Source organism: Aristophania vespae, from assembly GCF_009906835.1.
GTDB lineage: Bacteria > Pseudomonadota > Alphaproteobacteria > Acetobacterales > Acetobacteraceae > Aristophania > Aristophania vespae.
In genome coordinates this window covers 195,001-214,287 of the sequence record NZ_CP047652.1, presented here as the reverse complement: position 1 = coordinate 214,287, position 19,287 = coordinate 195,001, and the positions used below count along the sequence as shown (strand labels likewise).

Here is a 19,287-nt window from a genome sequence, read left to right as displayed (position 1 = left end):
TTAGGACCGTATGTATCAGATTTGGGGGCGCTAAACAAGTCCTCCCCTGAAGACAAAAAAGGATGCCCTCTATATGAGGACATCCTTCAATGTAGCAAATCTTACGGTAGGAAAAACCAACTATAAGACTTTAAATTTTAGCTTTCGGTGTTACGGCGGCGGATCGCTGCACCAAGAATATCACCTAAAGACGCACCTGAATCGGAAGAACCATATTCGCTAATTGCCTGTTTGTCTTCCTCGACCTCACGGCCACGGATTGTAAGAGCCAATTTGCGAGATGCACGGTCAACAGCAACGATTTTAGCATCAACTTTCTCACCCACAGCAAAGCGCTCTGGACGTTGTTCTGCTTTGTCACGAGCCAGTTCGCTGCGGCGGATAAAGCCGGTGAGAACGTCGTCAACTTTAACTTCAATGCCGTTTGTCTGCACAGCTGTAACGATACATGTTACCACGTCACCTTTATTGATGCGTGCCAATGTATCAGCAGCTGGGTCTTCCTGAAGTTGCTTAATACCAAGAGAGATACGCTCTTTCTCAGCATCAACATCAAGAACTTTAGCTTTGACAACCTGACCCTTTTCGTAACGGGACATGACAGCTTCGCCAGCTTCATCCCATGAAAGGTCAGACATGTGCACCATGCCGTCAATATCAGCAGAAAGGCCAATGAAGAGACCAAATTCAGTGATGTTACGGATTTCGCCTTCGATGATAGAGCCAACTTTGTGCTCTTCAGCAAATTGCTCCCAAGGATTACGCTGAACCTGTTTCAGACCGAGGGAGATACGACGTTTGGAGCTGTCAACATCCAGAACCATGACTTCAACTTCCTGAGAAGTAGCCACAATTTTGCCTGGGTGTACGTTCTTTTTCGTCCAGGACATTTCTGAAACGTGAACAAGACCTTCAACGCCTGGCTCAAGCTCCACAAATGCACCATAGTCTGTAATGTTGGTAACGCGACCACTGAAGCGGGCATTAACTGGATATTTAATCGCAACATTTTCCCAAGGATCAGCTTCAAGCTGCTTCATACCAAGGGAGATACGCTGTGTATCAGAGTTAAAGCGGATGACCTGAACACGAACAGGCTGACCGATTTGCAATGCTTCTGAAGGATGATTGATACGCTTCCAAGCAATGTCAGTAACATGCAGAAGCCCGTCAACACCGCCAAGATCAACGAATGCACCATAATCTGTGATGTTTTTGACAACACCATCAAGAATCATGCCTTCTTTAAGACCCTGAATCAGCTCAGAACGTTGCTCAGCGCGTGTTTCTTCAAGAACTGCACGACGTGATACAACGATATTGCCGCGTGCACGATCCATTTTCAGAATTTGGAAAGGCTGGGGCTGTCCCATAAGTGGGCCAACATCACGCACCGGACGGATATCAACCTGGCTGCCAGGCAAGAACGCCATTGCGCCACCAAGATCAACTGTGAAGCCGCCTTTAACACGCCCGTAAATTGTGCCGTTAACACGCTGATTATTAGCAAAAGCGCGCTCAAGAGCTGTCCATGCCTCTTCGCGACGTGCTTTCTCACGAGAGAGAACGATAGCGCCATCGCGGTCTTCATAGCGCTCAACATAAAGCTCTAAAACATCGCCCGGCTTTACGTCAGGAGCAACACCTGGAGGACCAAATTCGCGAAGGGCAACCCGGCCTTCACTCTTTAGGCCTACATCAACGATCGCATAATCATTGGTAAGACGTAAAATACGACCTGTAACGACAGAACCTTCGAAACCGCTATCAGTACCTAGGGTCTCATCAAGTAGAGCCGCAAAATCTTCAATTTCATGTTGAGATGTCTGTGTGGCAGAAGCCATGTAATTCCAGCATTCCAGGACCAATCATTCTTGATAATGATTTTAGTCCGCGTTATGCGCCGCTCTCAAATATCTGAGCCGACGACTCCTCTCTTTTAACAGTCTTAAAGAGAGTTATTAAAAGATAAAATAAGGTTGCAGAATGAATAAGCAGCCTCGGTCGAAAGATATGACTGACTATCTCGACTACCTGCACCAATAGCGCGCCGACAGATGATGTCAACCTATCTCGGAAAATTTTTATAGGCTGTGCCAAAAAAATTCAGGCTTCTAGCCTGCCTTAAGAGAGAGATCAAGACAGGCCAGACTGAAATTATAGCTCCTAAATCACTCCACAAAACCACGCTTACGCATAATCTCAAGAGCTTTTTGCAGAACGTCTTCTGCGCTTAATTGATCTGTCAGGATTTCAACAGCATCCTGAGCCGGCTTTAAAGGCGCCACATCACGAGAAGCATCCTGTTGGTCACGCTTAATAATGGCATCTATTTCTTTCTGGAGCCCTTCATGGCTTACTGCCAAAGATCCAAAACGTTGCAAATAGCGCCTTTGAGCTCTGATCTCGGGAGACGCCGTAATAAAAAACTTCATATCAGCCTGAGGAAACACAACCGTGCCAATATCGCGCCCATCGATAACGGCCCCACTGACCTGCCCAAAATGACGCTGCCTTTCTAATAAAGCGGCCCGTACACCAGGCTGTTTTGCGACGAGAGAAGCTGCCTGGTCAATTTCAGCCTCACGTAAATCTTTGCGTTCCAAATCACGTGGCTCTAGCGCTTTTGCAAAAGAGGTCGCATCCTCACGAGGATCAGCCCCTGCATCAAGCGTGCGGCGCGCCACGGCACGATAAAGCAGGCCTGTATCCAAATAAGGAAGCCCTAGAGCCTGCGCGAGCGCTTTTGCAAGGGTACCTTTACCGGCTGCCGCTGGCCCATCAACAGCAATGACAAGTTTTGAGGGGCGCTTCATACCTTAATCCCTGCTCCCAAGTTATTCATCAACGTCACAAAACCAGGAAAGCTTGTTTCGATAAAGGCCGTATCATCAATTTTTACCGCTTTTTGGGCCACTAATCCCAATATGATACCACTCATAGCTAAACGATGATCCATATGTGTTTTGACTAGGCCACCCCCTGCCAGATGGGTTTGTCCTTGGATAATAATATCATCATTTTCAACAGAAACCGTTGCACCATTACTCTCTAAAAGTGCCACTGTAGAAGCCAAACGGTCGCTTTCTTTGACACGCAACTCTGCCAGACCCTGCAAACGTGACGTCCCTTGAGCCAAAGCGCAGGCAACAGAGAGAATCGGATATTCGTCAATCATGGAAGGTGCCCGTTCAGCAGGAACAGTCACGCCATGCAGCGTACTGGCTTTAACATGAAGATCACCAACCTTTTCGCCGCCTTCAATGCGTTCATTTTTAATTTCGATAGACGCACCCATCTCAAGAAGCGTGGTAAAAATCCCCGTTCGCAAAAGATTTAAACCTATATTTTCAATCACAACTTCTGAATTGGGAATCAGCAGGGCTGCAACAACTGGAAAAGCCGCCGAAGACGGATCTCCCGGCACAATAATATCACGCGCCTTTAACGAAGCTGGCCCTTCAAACCTGATAAAACGCCCCCCATTATCAGATTCCGTTACAGAGACATCCAGGCCAAAATGACGCAGCATATTTTCTGTATGATCACGGGTAGCAACAGGCTCTTCGACACATGTTTGTCCTGTGCAGTTAAGCCCTGCCAGCATGATGGCTGACTTCACCTGAGCTGATGCAACCGGCAATTTATAGTGTAATGGCTTTCCATCTCCCGTGCCAATAATCGTCATGGGTAAGCGTTTGCCGTCACGCGTGACAAATTTTGCTCCTGTCTCCGATAAAGGATCACTAACGCGCCCCATCGGGCGTGTCCGTAAAGACCCATCACCGGTCATCATGCTCACAATAGGATGAGTAGCCAGAACACCTGCAAGAAGGCGGGCTGCTGTGCCTGAGTTGCCCATATTGAGCACGTCACCTGGCTCTTTTAAATGACCGACCCCGCATCCCTCAACGAGCCAGAAATCTTTGTTTCTTTGTAATTTAGCACCTAGTGCCTCAACAGCTTTAGAGGTGCAAATGACATCTTCGCCTTCTAAAAGGCCATAAATTTTAGTCGTACCTTGTGCCAAAGCAGCGAGCATAAGAGCACGGTGGCTAATTGATTTATCACCAGGGACGGTAACCTGTCCCTTCAGGCCAGTCTGTGCAGCAGAAACGGTTAAAGGACGTGATTGGGTCATATTCAGTCTTTGCAAAAAAAGGTCCAACTTTGAAGATATTACGAAATAAAAAGCATTTTGTTTGAAAAATTTTATTTTCTTAAGCATAAAAATTTGACAGAGCGGGCGTTAACATGGCATGGCCCCTTTCATTTCCTCCTGATGGTATTGGTAGGCTTCCACACTATGGCAAAAGCTGAACTCGGTCTGAAACGAACTTGCGTTGAGTGCAATTCGCGCTTTTACGATCTTAACCGCGTACCGCCCGTATGCCCCAAATGTGGCGCTACGCAACCGGTAAATAATTCGCGCCTTAAAAACCGCGACGATGATCTCTCTGATGACAAAGAGAGAAAATTGACGCAAGATGAGCATGAGAATGATCTTGATGTTGATCTAGACACAGGCGACGATGATGATGACGATGTTATCACTGATGATGATCTTGATGATGACATCAGTAGTGATATCGAAGTCACCACAGATAAAGACGATCAAGACGATAACTAAATTATATTATTGATAAGACGCAGGGCATATCTTCACTCTTTTAGAGGTAGATTGTTCTGCGTTTGTCGTCTCCTGTCATTGCGATCGTTATAAGGTGAGATGACTCTTCAAAAAGCTGTAATATCTTTAAATACGCTTTTAGAAACGGGCATAAGCGCAACGGCCATGTTGCAGAGCTTTTGTGCGAGATCATTGCGTGTAGAATTTCTCACACCAACCCCTTTTCCCTTAAAAGACTATCTTCATTATTTAGAGCCAAATAGTACTGAAAAAACACCCTTATATTTTCGACATATCCGACTTTTTGATGAAAATATTTTATTGTCAGAAGCATGGAACGTTTACAGAGCTGACTATTTAGCCCCAGAAGCGCAAAGTCTTTTGGAAAAAAGCACGATCCCCTTTGGGGCCGCTATCGGAAAAGATTTTTTCAGGAGACAACCCTTAAAATCTCGTTACCTTAACGATAACCCTCATTCTACCGGGCATAGTGAGAATTTTGTTTTAGAACATCACGCTCTATTACGCCGGCAACAAGATCACAAAATCTTTTCTATCGTTTTGGAGCGTTACAGTGCCGAAGCCGCTCATCTTTGTTATAGAGCTTCCAGCACATAGTCTTTTACAGAACTTGAGGGACCCCAGTTTAAATGCTGCCCGCTATCAAGGGCAAGCATCTGTCCTGTAACTGAGGGTAGGGCCAATAACATAATAATAGCCTGAGCAACTTCTTCAGGGCTTGAGCCATGTTGTAGAGGAGTTTGCTGACACATTTGGTCAAAATGCTCCCGGGACTGTCCCTCGGCTGGCAACACTGGCCCCGGACCAATTGCATTCACACGCACTTGCGGTGCAAAGGCAAGTGCCATTGTGCGTGTAAGACTCCATAGGGCAGAACGCGAAATTGTATAGCTCACAAAATGAGGGGTTAAGTTCCACACTCGCTGATCAAGCATGTGCAAAATAAAGCCCTTCGCTCCCTTAGGTAAGGCTCTGACCATCTCTTGCGATAAAACAAACGGCGCACGAAGATTTGGTTCTAAATGGCGATCCCAACTTTCACGACTAACAGTCCCGAATTCATCTCTTTCAAATACAGACGCATTATTGATTAACACACCAACCGGACCGAGTTTTTCTTTTACCTCCTGCATTAAAGGAAGAAGGTTTTCTTCTTTAGATAAATCGGCCTGAACAACACAGCCTTTATGATCTATTTTAGCTAATAGCTCATGAGCTGCTTCAACATTGCGATTACAATGGATGGCCACTAAAAAATTTTGAGCCGCCAGCGCCTGAACCATGGCGCGCCCTAAGCGTAAGGCGCCCCCCGTAACAAGAGCAACCTTTGGAATTTCTGAAGATAAAATCGTCACTAAGAAAGCTCCCGCCTACCCATAAGAGCAGCTGCTAAAGTACCGTCATCCAAACCTTCAAGAGCACCACCCATTGGCATACCATGACCAAGACGGCTTACTTTTACCCCTAAAGGTGCCAATTGCTCATTTAACCAATGAGCAGTTGTTGCACCCTCAACAGTTGCTCCCAGGGCCAGGATAACTTCTTTTAGATCGCCTTTCTCAGCACGTTGTAAAAGAGGGCTCACATTCAAGTCCTGAGGCCCTGTTCCATTCAATGCTGACAGGGTCCCTCCTAACACATGATAAAGACCACGATGCACAGAGGAGCGCTCAAGAGCCCATAAATCACCTACATGCTCTACAACACATATAACGCTCTGATCACGCGTTTGATCACGACATATAAGGCAAGGATTTTGACTATCTAAATTGCCGCATAACTCGCAGGTTTGCACCGTTCTGGCAGCATTTTGCAACGCCTCTACCAAAGGCTGAAGGCGTGTCTCTGGCTGCTGCAACAAAGCCAGAGTCGCACGCCGGGCTGAACGTGGCCCTAAACCGGGTAGTTTTGCCAAGCGAGACATTAACGCCTCAATTTCCGGACTAGCACGCACGTTCTTTTTCCCTAAAAGCGGGTGATGGAGTTAGAAAGGAAGATCCAAACCAGGGGGTAATGTAAGGCCCCCTGTTACTTTTTTCATTTCCTCGGCACTAAGAGCTTCGGCTTTCTTTTTTGCATCAGAAAAAGCCGCTAAAATAAGGTCCTGCAGCATCTCAACTTCTTCAGGATCCACAATTTTAGGGTCAACAGTCAGCGATTTCATTTCGCCTTTACCTGTCAAAGTTAACTTAACTAGACCTGCGCCCGATTCGCCTTCAACAACCAACTTGGTGAGATTATCTTGCGCTTCCTTCATGCGTGCTTGCATCTGACTTGCCTGCTTCATCATTCCAGCAAGATTTTTCATAAATTTCTTTCCTATCTGTCAGTCGAGATCATTCTCATCAATGGAATCGGCATCATAAGGTGCAAATTCCAAATCAAGTGGCATATCTTCCCCGAGAGAGGGCATGACGTCTTCGGGAGGAAGACCATAATCATCTAATGTACGATCATGGACAGAGGCAATCTTTGCCCCGGGAAAACGTTGCAAAATTGCTTTTACAAGAGGATGGTTCTGAGCTTCATTTTGATGCAGAGCCACCACTTGGGCTCCTTGTTCATCAAGAGTTGGCTCCCCCTTCTCATCTGAGAAATTTAATGCCCATCGTCCCGGATAAAGACGCTCTAATAAAGCTGAAAAAATACGCAATACACGTGAACGCACGTCCGCATCATCAATCCGCAGCAACAAAGAACCCGGCTCATAACGCACAATATGGGCTTCATGACGCAAAATAGCATGGAGCCAGGCTTCTTTTTCTTGCCCTATAAGAGCAACCATTTCCCGCCAGCTTGCAGGCCAATGCCTCTCTGAGAGCACCTCTGTTAGATGAGTGGGCTCTTCTTTTTCAACAATATGGTCCGGCTGCCCCTGGTCAATAACAGCTCCACCATTAGCCACTAATTTCAAAGCAGCCCGTGGCGGTGCTCCCGATGAAGGCGCCCCCCCGTGGCGCTCACCTTCCTGAGAAAAAGACTGAGGTAAAGCGGACTGGGGCGTTAACCCGGTTTTATTGTGGCCTGATTGACGAGATGCAGGAGAAGAAGGATCATCTACAGAAGGGAGCGGATCATTATTTATACGGCGAATTAGCTCATCAGGCGTTGGTAATAAACTACCATAGCAAAGGCGAATAAGTACCATCTCAACAGCCTGACGACAGTCAGGTGCTGTATCAACTTCGGCAACACCTTTCAGCAAAATTTGCCAAGCACGACTGAGCACGCTCATAGAAAGCCGATCGCTCAATGCGCCGCCTCGCATACGCTCCATTTCCGGCAAATCCAGACTATCACGCAACTGAGGAACAATTTTAAATCTCGAAAGAAGATGCACCCCTTCCATGAGATCAGTCAGAACAGTGCGTAAATCTGCACCCTGCGCGTAAACATCCTCAATAAGAGAAAGAACCTGATCAGCTCTGCCCTCCATGATAGCATCAAGCATATCAAAGATCAGACCACGATCTGCCAGACCAAGCATTGAAGCTACTGCCCCTGCATCTTCGGCGCCTTGTGCAATAGCCTGATCAAGTAACGATAAACCATCACGCACAGAACCATCAGCAGCACGTGCAATAAGAGCTAAAGCTTCAGGCGCAAAATATGCCCCTTCTTTTTCAGCAATTTTCTTAAAATGATCCGCCAACTGATTTTGTGGGACACGTTGCAGGTCAAAACGCTGGCAACGCGAAAGCACTGTTACAGGAACTTTGCGTAATTCTGTTGTTGCAAAAATAAAGGTAACTTGCGCAGGTGGTTCTTCAAGGGTTTTTAAAAGAGCGTTAAATGCATTACGCGACAGCATATGAACTTCGTCTATAATAAAGACTTTCATACGCCCTTGCATGGGACGGAAACGCGAAGCCTCAATAATCTCACGCACATCATCAACACCTGTGCGTGACGCGGCATCCATTTCTAAAACGTCAGGGTGGCGATCAGATAAAATCGCCACGCAATTTGGGCACACCCCGCAAGGATTAGCGGTAGGACCACCCTTTCCGTCAATGCCAGTACAATTTAACGCACGCGCGATAATGCGTGCTGTTGTTGTTTTTCCAACCCCACGAACACCTGTAAGCATAAAGGCATGAGCAACACGCCCTATCTCAAATGCCCTACGCACAATATGAACAAGCGTATCCTGACCAATAAGGTCATCAAAATTTTGAGGCCGGTATTTTCTGGCTAAAACTTTGTAAAGTTTTGATTTATCCGCTGTCTGGTCAATGCTGTTTGTATTTTCTGCAGCAGGGAATAAACCATCTCCCCCTTCTTGGGGCAAAGGCAAATTCTCATCTATCATGACTGAAACACCCCTCCTCCGGTACAGACTAACCAGGCAGGAGCCAACGAAACGGGATGAAGACCCCCCTTTTCCCCTTCAGAAATATTTTACAAAATAATCTTCATAAGGGTGGAAGGCCAACATCTGACCCGACTGGAAATCACTGCGGCTGCTTCCTTCCGGACCTGACCGGGTTCGCGAGCCAACCGTCCAGCGCTGACCTTCCAATGTGCTTCTAGCACATATTAGGGGGTTAAAGGCAAGCCCTTAACCTACTTAGATACGAGATTTATTCTCCTATTGCCGCACCACCTGGGTGCCGCGGATCAGCAACACCGTAAACTAACCCTGTTTGAGGCGTATTAAGAGCAGGTGCCCCAACGATTATTCCTTCCATCATACCCCAGGGGCTTCGACGCACGAACTGATATCCTTCACGCTCAAGCTCCTGTTGCACTGTAAGAGGAAAAGCTCCTGGTTCCATTTCGACAACAGAAGGAAGCCACTGTTCATGAAAACGTGGAAGATCAACAGCCTGGCGCAAATCAAGATTATAATCCACCAGACCTAAAATATTATGCAGCAAAATCGTAGGTATGCGTGAACCCCCAGGGCTTCCTAAAACAGCAACTACCTTTTTACCCTTTGTAATGATTGTTGGACTCATTGAAGAAAGGGGGGCTTTTCCAGGAGCTATGGCATTTGCCTGAGACCCAACAATGCCAAACATATTGGCCTCGCCTGGTTTGGCAGCAAAATCATCCATTTCGTCATTCATCCAAATGCCTGTATTGCCGGCCATAACACCAGCACCAAACCAGCCATTTAACGTATAAGTCACAGAAACTGCCATTCCGTGCTTATCAATGACAGAGAAATGTGTCGTTTCTTTTTTCTCTGATGATTGGGGAACAACCACTTGACTTGCCGCTGCTTCTGCCTGCCCAGGCTTTAAACTCGTTGAGTCTATAGCTCTATTATCAGGGATATAACGGCGAACCTCATCAGCATAATGAATATCAGTTAAATGACCGACAGGGTTTTTAACAAAAGAGGGATCGCCAAGATCACGACGATCAGAATAAGCATGACGCATCGCTTCGAGTTCATGCTGAATCGCTGGAACAGATCTTAAACCCAGGACAGAAAGGTTATAACCCTGAAGGATATTCAGCATTTCACAGAGCGCGACACCGCCTCCACTCGGAGGGGGGCAGTATGGATGTCATATCCACGATAGGTGCATTTTAGAGAGGGCTGTAAATGCATCTGGTAAGATGAGAAGTCAGCCCCAGTTAAAATGCCCCCATTTTCGCTACTGGCCTTTAAAATCTCACCCGCAAGAAGTCCATTATAAAAAGCATCCTGCCCATAACGGGAAATCAGCCCCAAACTATTGGCAAGATTAGTTTGTACGAGGCGATCTCCAACTTGCAAATCCTGGCCATCGGGACGCAAAAATATGGAACGCGCATAAGGATCTTGATGGAAATAGGACGTACCAGTGCGTAAGAGCTCAACATCTCCCTTTTCCAAAATAAAGCCTTCACGCGCTAATTTAATGGCAGGTGCCATATCCTTGGCGCGGCTTAGGCGCCCCCAGCGCGCACGAACCCCCTCAAGACCAGCAACAGTGCCAGGTACCGCAACAGCTTTCCATCCTTTTACAGAAGCCTCTTTATCAAGCTGCCCCTCTTTAGTGACAAACATATCAGGCCGCGCATTTAAAGGAGCACGCTCGCGAAAATCGACAAAAACTGTACGATGATGTCTTAACAAGCCTGGACCGGGATTATTATTTCTATGGCCCAAATAAAGGGTCATAAACCCGCCGCCGCCTAAACTCCCAGCAGCAGGATAGACTACCGCCATAGCATACCCAACCGCTACAGCAGCATCGACGGCATTCCCCCCCTGCTTAAGAATATCTGCACCCACTTGCGAGGCCAGATGCTGGGCAGAGACAACCATACCATGCGGCGCTGATACTAAAATGCTAGGTTTTACATTTTCTGGGCCAAAGGCTAAAGGGTCGGATGCTGCACTCAAAGGAGCAGCCATAGCAGACCCCGCAAAGAGCACTGCTACGAGGCAGGACGTAGAAAATAATTTCATAAAATACTCTTTTTGTGACTTAATTTAGGCTTGTTTTAAGACTGATATGGCGGTTTCGTATAACCACGTGGCGAAAGGGTGAAAATTTCGTACCCTTCTTCAGTAACACCTAACATATGCTCAAATTGCGCCGAAAGTGTACGATCACGCGTTACTGCCGTCCAACCATCAGCTAAAATTTTTACGTCTGGCTTCCCAATATTAAGCATAGGCTCGATTGTAAAAACCATCCCGGCTTTGAGGATAGTCCCTTTTCCTGGTTGGCCGTAATGCAAAACATTTGGGCTTCGTGAAAAGTCCGGCCAATACCATGACCGCAGAAATCCCTTACAATAGAAAACCGGTTTTTTTCAGCATGGGTTTGGATAGCATGGCCGATATCGCCCAATGTTGCCCCCGGCTTCACAACTTCAATCCCGCGCATAAGGCATTCATAGGTGACTTCAACGAGTTTTTCAGCCTTACGTGGCGCTTTGCCTACGATATACATTCTTGATGAATCACCATACCAGCCATCTAAAATGGAGGTGACATCTATATTAACGATATCACCTTCTTCAAGTCTCTTTTCACCAGGGATACCATGGCACACGACATGATTAACCGAAATGCAACATGATTTCGGGTAGCCTTTATAATTAAGTGGTGCCGGAACAGCTCCACGTTCTATCGTAAAATTATGAATAATTTGGTTAAGTTCTTCCGTGGTAACACCTGGCCGAACATGATCCGAAATCATATCAAGTGTTTCAGCTGCAAGCTTACCTACCACATGCAGATTTTTAAAATCTTCGGGAGTATATATTGTTATGCCATGTTTGGTTTGCGAACCCATAATGCCTACCTTAGTCGCCTAAAAGGCTCTTAAGATGCGGCCCCAGCGCTTGAAGTGCAAGAGCACAACTTCAATTCTTTAACCAAATAAAGCTTAAGAACGATGGTGCCCACGTTTAGAAACACGCGTTTTATGCACTAAAGCGTGTCGTTTACGTGGTTTTACTTTTTTATGCGGTTTATATGAAACTAACAGCACACCTTTACGACGATGCCCTCTTTTGATGACAGCACGTTTGCCCTTGCCACGCCTTGCAATTTTCGCTTTTACCGGTTTCTTAGATTTTATAAGAGGAAGCGGAATCTGACCTTCTGCGATAAACCCTTTATCTAAAAGGGCAATCATAGCATGATTACGGCTAAAGTTACTTGGTGCTCCTAAAACAACACCAATAAGGCGCGTGTTATTTTGCCATGCAGAACTAACCAAATTATGTCCTGCTAAACTAGTATAACCTGTTTTAAGACCGTCCGCCCCTGCATATACACCAAGTAATGGATCATGGTTACGAATGACACGACGACCAAAGCGGAAACTTGCTACATTAAAATATTTATAATATTGCGGAAAATCTGTCATGAGATGGCGTGCTAACAAAGCCATGTCTCTCGCCGTCGTCACCTGATTAGGATCAGGCAGACCAGAAGCATTTCTAAAAGTCGTGTTAGACATCCCAAGCCGGCGTGCTGTACGTGTCATTTCGACGGCAAATTTAGCTTCGTCCCCTCCAGCCTGATACTCCCCTAAAGCACAGGCTGCATCATTTGCAGATTTTGTTACAAGCGCCAAAATTGCGCTTTTAACCATCAAATAGCTCCCAGGACGCATTCCTAATTTGGAAGGTTCCTGAACAGAAGCATGGATCGAAACAGGCATTTTCTGATCAAGGGTTATATTTCCTTCTGAGAGAGCACGGAAGGTGATATAAAGTGTCATTAACTTAGTTAAAGATGCTGGATAACGTTGTAAATCAGCATCAGAAGCGAGCAACACTTTTCCTGATTTAGCATTCATCACAAAACTGGAAATATGCCCTGCATATTGCGCTTCTGCCCCATTGGTTAGGCCTAAAACAAAAGTAAGGACCATCATGAGGAAAAAACGATGTGATAGACGCATCATGCCCAACCCAGATTAAAAGAAACATTTGAAAGCAGAAATGTTAGCTATGTGCGAGAATCCATTCTGCCTGTCTTATGAAGTTTGTTATATCTACCCTAAATGAGATAATATTAAAACCTTCCTTAAATTGGGATCTGTTTCTTCTTGAAAATTGACTTATTTTCTTTCTTAATTTCCTTTTATTGCCCTCTTCTCAAACCCTTAATAGGCTCTCATATATTATAGCTAGAAGGTTATTATTCAGGGTTTAGGCTTTTGCCTCTTTAGGAGTTTCTCATGCCAAAAGCTACAAGTAGTTCTACCCACGGTGAGACCCTTACGCAGTCAAAAACGCGTATTGCCTATCCCTCAATGTATAAAGTCATTATTTTAAATGATGATTTTACACCAATTGATTTTGTCATTTACGTTTTGGAACGATTTTTTTCTAAATCTTCTGAAGAGGCTCAACAAATTACTTGGAATATTCACCATAATGGCAGTGGCGTTTGCGGCATTTTTACTCGGGAGATAGCTGAAACCAAAGTTAATCAGGTTAATGATTGCGCGCGTGGTCATCATCATCCTTTACAGGGCATCATGGAAAAAGCCTGACCGGCTTACTATTTCTATATGCCAAACCTATTATTTTATTAAGGAGGGTTTCATGCAGTTGTCTTCCACTTTAGAGCAAACACTGAAACGTGCGGCCGCTCTTGCTGGGAAGCACCAGCATGAGCTTATTACACTTGAACACCTACTTTTCGCTTTATGCGAAGATAAAGATGCCCTCTCTGTCATGGAAATCTGTCAGGTTAACCCTGAGCATCTGAAAACTGAATTACAGACATTCATAACTGATAATTTTGCTACGATTTCTTTGCTAAAAGAAGATGAAATACCCCAACCAACAGCCGCTTTTCAACGTGTTATTCAACGTGCTGCCATTCATATTGAAAGTGCCGGCCAATCTGTAATAACGGGGGCAAATGTCCTTATTGCTCTTTATACCGAGCAAGAAAGCCATGCTGTTTATTATCTTCTCCAGTCAGGTATGAATCGCCTTGATGCCATTCACGCATTTTCTCACGGCACTGCCGCAGCTTTTGGTTTTAGTGGCTTACCTCGTTCTGCTCCTCAGTCCAGTTCGGGAGGAAAAGAACCCCACGCATCCAGTGCAAAAGAAAATTCTGCTCTTAAAACATATTGCGCCAATTTGAATGAAAGAGCAGAAAGCAAGCAAATTGACCCTCTCATCGGGCGCGATAAAGAACTGAAACGCGTTATTCAGGTTTTATGTCGCCGAACAAAAAATAATCCACTTCTCGTCGGTGACCCTGGCGTGGGGAAAACTGCTATTGCAGAGGGTTTAGCCTATCGTATTGTGGAAAAAACTATTCCTTCCATATTAAAAAATTCAATTGTCTATAATTTGGATTTGGGTAGTTTACTTGCAGGCACACGCTATCGTGGTGATTTTGAAGAACGCCTTAAGGCGATTATACAGGAACTAGAAGCCCAACCTGAGGCAATTTTATTTATTGATGAAATTCACACCCTTATTGGAGCTGGTGCGACAACAGGCGGGGCTATGGATGCCTCTAATTTACTTAAACCTGCACTAGCATCGGGCAAATTGCGCTGTATGGGCGCCACAACCTATAGGGAGTACCGTCAATATTTTGAAAAGGATCATGCTTTAACGCGCAGATTCCAAAAAATTGATGTCACAGAACCTTCTTCGGCAGATACAGTTCGTATTTTACACGGTCTAAAATCACGTTACGAAACACATCACAACGTACATTATACCGAAGCAGCTCTCAAAGCGGCCGTTGAGCTATCGACGCGTTATCTACATGAGCGCAAGCTCCCAGATAAAGCCATTGATGTTATAGATGAAGCCGGAGCAGCACTGCAATTACAGCCAAGCTCCAAGAAAAAGCGCTCTATTGTTGGTGTTCCAGAAATAGAAGCAACAGTTTCGAAAATAGCTCTCATTCCGCCTAGACGTGTTTCAAATGATGATAGAGAATCTCTGCGTCACTTGCCACAAGATTTACGCAAGGCAGTTTTTGGGCAAGATAAAGCTTTAGACATGTTGTCTTCGGCTATTATGCTCTCTCGTGCAGGGCTACGCGACAATAATAAGCCCATAGGCAGTTACCTGTTTTCAGGTCCGACAGGAGTAGGCAAAACCGAAGCCGCACGACAATTAGCCCTCACTCTTGATATTCCACTTATTCGTTTTGACATGTCCGAATATATGGAGGCACATTCGGTATCACGTTTGATAGGAACACCTCCTGGTTACGTAGGATTTGAGCAAGGTGGCTTACTGACGGACGCAATAGATCAGGCACCGCATAGCGTTTTACTACTTGATGAAATAGAAAAGGCCCATCCAGACCTTTATAATCTGCTGCTTCAAGTCATGGATCACGGCAAACTAACCGATCATAATGGTAAAGTTGTTGATTTCCGCAATGTAATTTTAATTATGACCACAAATGCCGGAGCTGCGGAGCTTTCAAGAGAAGCTGTAGGTTTTGCACGTCATAGCCGCTCAGGTGAAGATGAAGAAGCTATTAAAAGGCTTTTTACACCTGAATTTCGTAACCGTCTTGACGCCATTATTCCCTTTGCTCCGCTCTCAACCGAGATTATGCGTCATATTGTCAAAAAATTTATAGCTCAGTTACAAGACCTGCTCATCTCAAAGCATGTTCAGCTTAACCTCACACCAAAAGCCTATGAGTGGTTAACCCTTGAGGGTTACGACCCTCTTCATGGAGCTCGTCCTTTGGCGCGACTTATTCAAGAACAAATCAAAAAGCCTTTAGCTGAAGAGCTTCTTTTTGGTAAACTTGCCAAAGGTGGAAAAGTTACCGTTGGTGTGCAAAAAAACCAGCTTACTTTTACGATTACTGAAAAGCAGCCGGCTCCTTCTCCTCTCAAGAAAAGGAGCAAAGCCCTTATATAAATGACCCAAGAAAAAACGCCTTATTCGTAATGTTCGCCGTTAACATTAACAAACCCGCCCCATGGCCACTTGCGGCTTGTACCATGATGAGTCCAATCTAATCCCTGACGGCGGGGACTATCAAAATAAAATCGACCTCTTGTTTCAATTTCATCACCCTCTTTGACCCATGGCCACTGAGGCGCATTCATCTCATCAAGATTAGAAACAATACGTAAGGGCTTGCCTTCCCCTACCGATAAAAGAAAATAGCCGTGCCATCCACTACGACTTTTTCTAGCCCGAAAAACTCTTACAACTTTACCGCAAACATGTTCAGGTAGTTCTATATGCCGACCATAAGATACTGAAGAGTGTTTATAACGCTGCATATATGACTGTCTATCTTGCTGAAATTGGGCGTTATCACAGCTGGCAGGCATATCATGCTCATACCGAATATTTGAGCTTGCCATAGCGGCCTGCGCAGATATTAATCCAGCTAACATTAACCCTACAGAAAGTGACGACGAAATTTTCATTTTACTCTCTCTTATTTGACGCATGGCAGCTTTTTAATGTTTTTCTTTAATTCAAAGATATTTGGTCTTTCTTATTTATATTTGAATAAGCCAATTAGCAAACCAGTTAAGTTACGATTTTTGCAATATTATTATTCATATATTTAAAATAAAATTATTAAAGATATTTTTATCAATAAAGGTAATATATTTAAAAAAACTATTTAATTTAACTTATAATAAAAAAATTCATCATATATTTTATAAATTAATATATACATTACTTAATTAAACAATATATATCATAAAATATTTTTTTAAAGTAAATCAAATCTAAATAATAACCATATCTGCAATTTTAGTTAAGCTTTAATATATAGTCTTATCATTACTAAAATACTTCAAATAATCCAAAATACTACTTTGCAGATAGCTATCCTGCACCATAGAGACTGAACATATTTGTGCGCGCACTGAGGGGGTACCTATCGGTATTTCATCTGGTGCGGCCTTGCATGCTGCGATAGAATTAGCGAGGATGGAAGATTATGGAGATAAGGAGATAGTGGTGATAGCGCCGTCATTTGCTGAGCGTTATTTATCGACGAATTTATTTAATGGGATTTAGGAGTATAAACCCCTCTGGTAAGAATGGGGGGTTTATACATTTGATCTAGGAAAATAGTCGAACCCGGAGATATAATTTTAGTGATATGTGCTATGGGAGGTATTGTGTAATTTTTATATTTTTATACGGAAGTATTTTATTGGAAGTATATATAGATTGATAATAAGAGAGAGAGTAACAGATCATATAGATATGAGATAGGAATCTGTCAGAGCTATTGGATGCGGGGGTAGGATTTGAACCTACGACCTTCAGGTTATGAGCCTGACGAGCTACCGGGCTGCTCCACCCCGCGGGGGTGGGTAAAGAGTTGGGTGAGCGAGGGGACCTGGCGGCGACCGACTTTTCCGCACCTTAAGGTGCAGTATCATAGGCGCTAAGGGTTTTTACGGCCGAGTTCGGGATGGGATCGGGTCTAATCCCCTTGCCATAGCCACCAGGTCTTCCCGCTCACCCTAACAAAGTTAGGTCTGAGGAGAAGTTGTTAGTGTGTTTTTGAGTAAAAGATGACTGTGCATGTGTTTTGATGTGTGAGAGATATGAGCGATTAGGATCAGTTAGCTCAGCATGTTACCACACTTACACACCTGACCTATCAACGTCCTGGTCTTGGACGGCTCTATGAGACCTTGTTTTAAGGCTGGTTTCCCGCTTAGATGCTTTCAGCGGTTATCCATTCCGAACTTAGCTACCCGGCTGTGCCACTGGCGTGACAACCGGTGCACCAGAGGTTCGTTCATCCCGGTCCTCTCGTACTAGGGACAAATCCTCTCAAGTCTCTTACACCCACGGCAGATAGGGACCGAACTGTCTCACGACGTTCTAAACCCAGCTCACGTACCACTTTAATCGGCGAACAGCCGAACCCTTGGGACCTGCTCCAGCCCCAGGATGTGATGAGCCGACATCGAGGTGCCAAACCTCCCCGTCGATGTGGACTCTTGGGGGAGATCAGCCTGTTATCCCTAGAGTACCTTTTATCCGTTGAGCGATGGCCCGTCCACGTGGAACCACCGGATCACTATGGCCGACTTTCGTCTCTGCTCGAGCTGTCACTCTCGCAGTCAGGCGGGCTTATGCCATTGCACTCGACAGTCGGTTTCCGACCGACCTGAGCCCACCATCGCGCGCCTCCGTTATCCTTTAGGAGGCGACCGCCCCAGTCAAACTGCCTGCCATGCAGGGTCCCGGACCCAGCTAATGGGCCGCGGTTAGACATCAGAAAAAGTCAGGGTGGTATTTCAAGATTGGCTCCACACAGACTGGCGCCCATGCTTCATAGCCTCCCACCTATCCTACACAGAATTTTCCTGATGCCACTGCAAAGCTGCAGTAAAGGTTCATAGGGTCTTTCCGTCTGACCGCGGGTACCCCGCATCTTCACGGGGAATTCAATTTCGCTGAGCCGATGCTGGAGACAGCGGGGAAGTCGTTACGCCATTCGTGCAGGTCGGAACTTACCCGACAAGGAATTTCGCTACCTTAGGACCGTTATAGTTACGGCCGCCGTTTACCGGGGCTTCAATTCAATGCTCTCACATCTCCTCTTAACCTTCCGGCACCGGGCAGGCGTCAGGCCCTATACGTCATCTTTCGATTTCGCAGAGCCCTGTGTTTTTACTAAACAGTCGCTACCCCCTGGTCTGTGCCACCCATAAATGGTTGCCCACTCATGGGTCTCGTTTATCCCGAAGTTACACGAGCAATTTGCCTAGTTCCTTCAGCATCGTTCTCTCAAGCGCCTTGGTATACTCTACCAGTCCACCTGTGTCGGTTTCGGGTACGGTCTATTCGCTAGAGCTATTTCCCGGAATGGTCCAAAAGCCAGGTCAATCCATTAAGACCTGACAACATTTCTCATTCGTCACTTCTAGCAGGCCCAGGAATATTTACCTGGTTCCCATCGACTACGGCTTTCGCCCTCGCCTTAGGGGCCGGCTCACCCTGCGTGGATTAACCTTGCGCAGGAACCCTTGGACTTTCGGCGACAGTGTTTCTCGCACTGTTTGTCGCTACTCATGTCAGCATTCTCGCTTCTGATACCTCCAGAGAGGGTCACCCCGTCTCCTTCTCAGGCTTACAGAACGCTCCGCTACCGCGCATATCTTAAATATGCACCCACAGCTTCGGCACGTGGCTTGAGCCCCGTTACATTTTCGGCGCAGGGTTTCTATTAGACC

The 19,287-nt window shown here is 45.6% G+C and carries 13 protein-coding genes, 1 tRNA gene, 2 rRNA genes, 1 other RNA gene and 3 pseudogenes (1 of these 20 only partly in view); 5 read left to right on the top strand and 15 right to left on the bottom strand.

Going from position 1 to position 19,287, the window contains the following annotated elements:
• Positions 1-137 precede the first annotated feature (137 nt).
• The 3 genes from rpsA to aroA form a co-directional block, all read right to left on the bottom strand.
• Positions 138-1,844 carry a 30S ribosomal protein S1 gene (gene rpsA, locus GT348_RS01030; RefSeq protein WP_160618149.1) on the bottom strand — a complete coding sequence of 569 codons (1,707 nt, stop codon included), beginning with the start codon at positions 1,842-1,844 and terminating at the stop codon, positions 138-140.
• A 327-nt stretch (positions 1,845-2,171) separates the two neighbouring features.
• Positions 2,172-2,816: a (d)CMP kinase gene (gene cmk, locus GT348_RS01025; RefSeq protein ID WP_160618148.1), complete on the bottom strand. Its 645-nt coding sequence runs from the start codon at positions 2,814-2,816 to the stop codon at positions 2,172-2,174.
• A complete protein-coding gene (gene aroA / locus GT348_RS01020; protein WP_160618147.1) occupies positions 2,813-4,141 on the bottom strand; it encodes a 3-phosphoshikimate 1-carboxyvinyltransferase in 1,329 nt (442 codons plus the stop codon). Before aroA ends, cmk begins: the two co-directional genes overlap by 4 nt.
• A gap of 93 nt (positions 4,142-4,234) precedes the next feature.
• Here aroA and GT348_RS01015 point away from each other — a divergent pair, with 93 nt between their 5' ends.
• Both GT348_RS01015 and GT348_RS01010 read left to right on the top strand, forming a co-directional pair.
• Positions 4,235-4,630 (top strand): TIGR02300 family protein, encoded by a 396-nt coding sequence (locus GT348_RS01015; protein ID WP_369692609.1) that lies wholly within the window; start codon positions 4,235-4,237, stop codon positions 4,628-4,630.
• Between the two features lie 99 nt (positions 4,631-4,729).
• Positions 4,730-5,248, top strand: a complete 519-nt coding sequence (locus tag GT348_RS01010) for a hypothetical protein (protein ID WP_160618146.1) — start codon at positions 4,730-4,732, stop codon at positions 5,246-5,248.
• Here the strand turns inward: GT348_RS01010 and GT348_RS01005 are convergent.
• From GT348_RS01005 to GT348_RS00970, 8 genes and pseudogenes are all read right to left on the bottom strand, one after another.
• Positions 5,227-6,000, bottom strand: a complete 774-nt coding sequence (locus GT348_RS01005) for an SDR family oxidoreductase (RefSeq protein WP_160619381.1) — start codon at positions 5,998-6,000, stop codon at positions 5,227-5,229. The two genes, GT348_RS01010 and GT348_RS01005, sit on opposite strands and share 22 nt — an antisense overlap.
• A gap of 5 nt (positions 6,001-6,005) precedes the next feature.
• Complete coding sequence (gene recR / locus GT348_RS01000) at positions 6,006-6,605, bottom strand: recombination mediator RecR (RefSeq protein ID WP_160618145.1); 600 nt, start codon at positions 6,603-6,605, stop codon at positions 6,006-6,008.
• Positions 6,606-6,635: 30 nt separating this feature from the next.
• On the bottom strand, positions 6,636-6,959 hold the full coding sequence (locus tag GT348_RS00995) for a YbaB/EbfC family nucleoid-associated protein (protein ID WP_160618144.1): 324 nt from the start codon (positions 6,957-6,959) through the stop codon (positions 6,636-6,638).
• An 18-nt stretch (positions 6,960-6,977) separates the two neighbouring features.
• The gene (locus tag GT348_RS00990) at positions 6,978-8,963 is read right to left on the bottom strand and encodes a DNA polymerase III subunit gamma/tau (RefSeq protein WP_160618143.1); all 1,986 of its coding nucleotides are present in this window, start codon (positions 8,961-8,963) and stop codon (positions 6,978-6,980) included.
• A 110-nt stretch (positions 8,964-9,073) separates the two neighbouring features.
• Positions 9,074-9,171, bottom strand: an RNA gene (gene ffs, locus GT348_RS00985) — signal recognition particle sRNA small type.
• 63 nt (positions 9,172-9,234) lie between these two features.
• A pseudogene (gene ggt, locus GT348_RS00980) lies at positions 9,235-11,060 on the bottom strand (gamma-glutamyltransferase).
• 35 nt (positions 11,061-11,095) lie between these two features.
• Positions 11,096-11,895 (bottom strand): annotated as a pseudogene (gene map, locus GT348_RS00975) (type I methionyl aminopeptidase).
• A 93-nt stretch (positions 11,896-11,988) separates the two neighbouring features.
• Entirely contained in the window at positions 11,989-13,014 is a 1,026-nt protein-coding gene (locus tag GT348_RS00970) for a D-alanyl-D-alanine carboxypeptidase family protein (RefSeq protein WP_408865154.1), read from the bottom strand.
• Between the two features lie 279 nt (positions 13,015-13,293).
• Between GT348_RS00970 and clpS the strand changes: the two genes are divergently transcribed.
• Positions 13,294-13,611, top strand: a complete 318-nt coding sequence (gene clpS / locus GT348_RS00965; RefSeq protein ID WP_160618141.1) for an ATP-dependent Clp protease adapter ClpS — start codon at positions 13,294-13,296, stop codon at positions 13,609-13,611.
• Between the two features lie 52 nt (positions 13,612-13,663).
• On the top strand, positions 13,664-15,979 hold the full coding sequence (gene clpA, locus GT348_RS00960) for an ATP-dependent Clp protease ATP-binding subunit ClpA (protein ID WP_160618140.1): 2,316 nt from the start codon (positions 13,664-13,666) through the stop codon (positions 15,977-15,979).
• Positions 15,980-15,999: 20 nt separating this feature from the next.
• Here clpA and GT348_RS00955 read toward each other — a convergent pair whose 3' ends face one another.
• Positions 16,000-16,500: a hypothetical protein gene (locus GT348_RS00955; protein WP_369692607.1), complete on the bottom strand. Its 501-nt coding sequence runs from the start codon at positions 16,498-16,500 to the stop codon at positions 16,000-16,002.
• 442 nt (positions 16,501-16,942) lie between these two features.
• Here GT348_RS00955 and GT348_RS09275 point away from each other — a divergent pair.
• Positions 16,943-17,107, top strand: a pseudogene (locus GT348_RS09275) (cysteine synthase A); the annotation flags it as partial.
• A gap of 218 nt (positions 17,108-17,325) precedes the next feature.
• Here GT348_RS09275 and GT348_RS00945 read toward each other — a convergent pair.
• From GT348_RS00945 to GT348_RS00935, 3 genes are all read right to left on the bottom strand, one after another.
• Positions 17,326-17,402 (bottom strand) — tRNA-Met (locus GT348_RS00945).
• A gap of 31 nt (positions 17,403-17,433) precedes the next feature.
• Positions 17,434-17,548 (bottom strand): 5S ribosomal RNA (gene rrf / locus GT348_RS00940).
• 85 nt (positions 17,549-17,633) lie between these two features.
• Positions 17,634-19,287 (bottom strand): 23S ribosomal RNA (locus tag GT348_RS00935) (it continues 1,086 nt past the right edge of the window).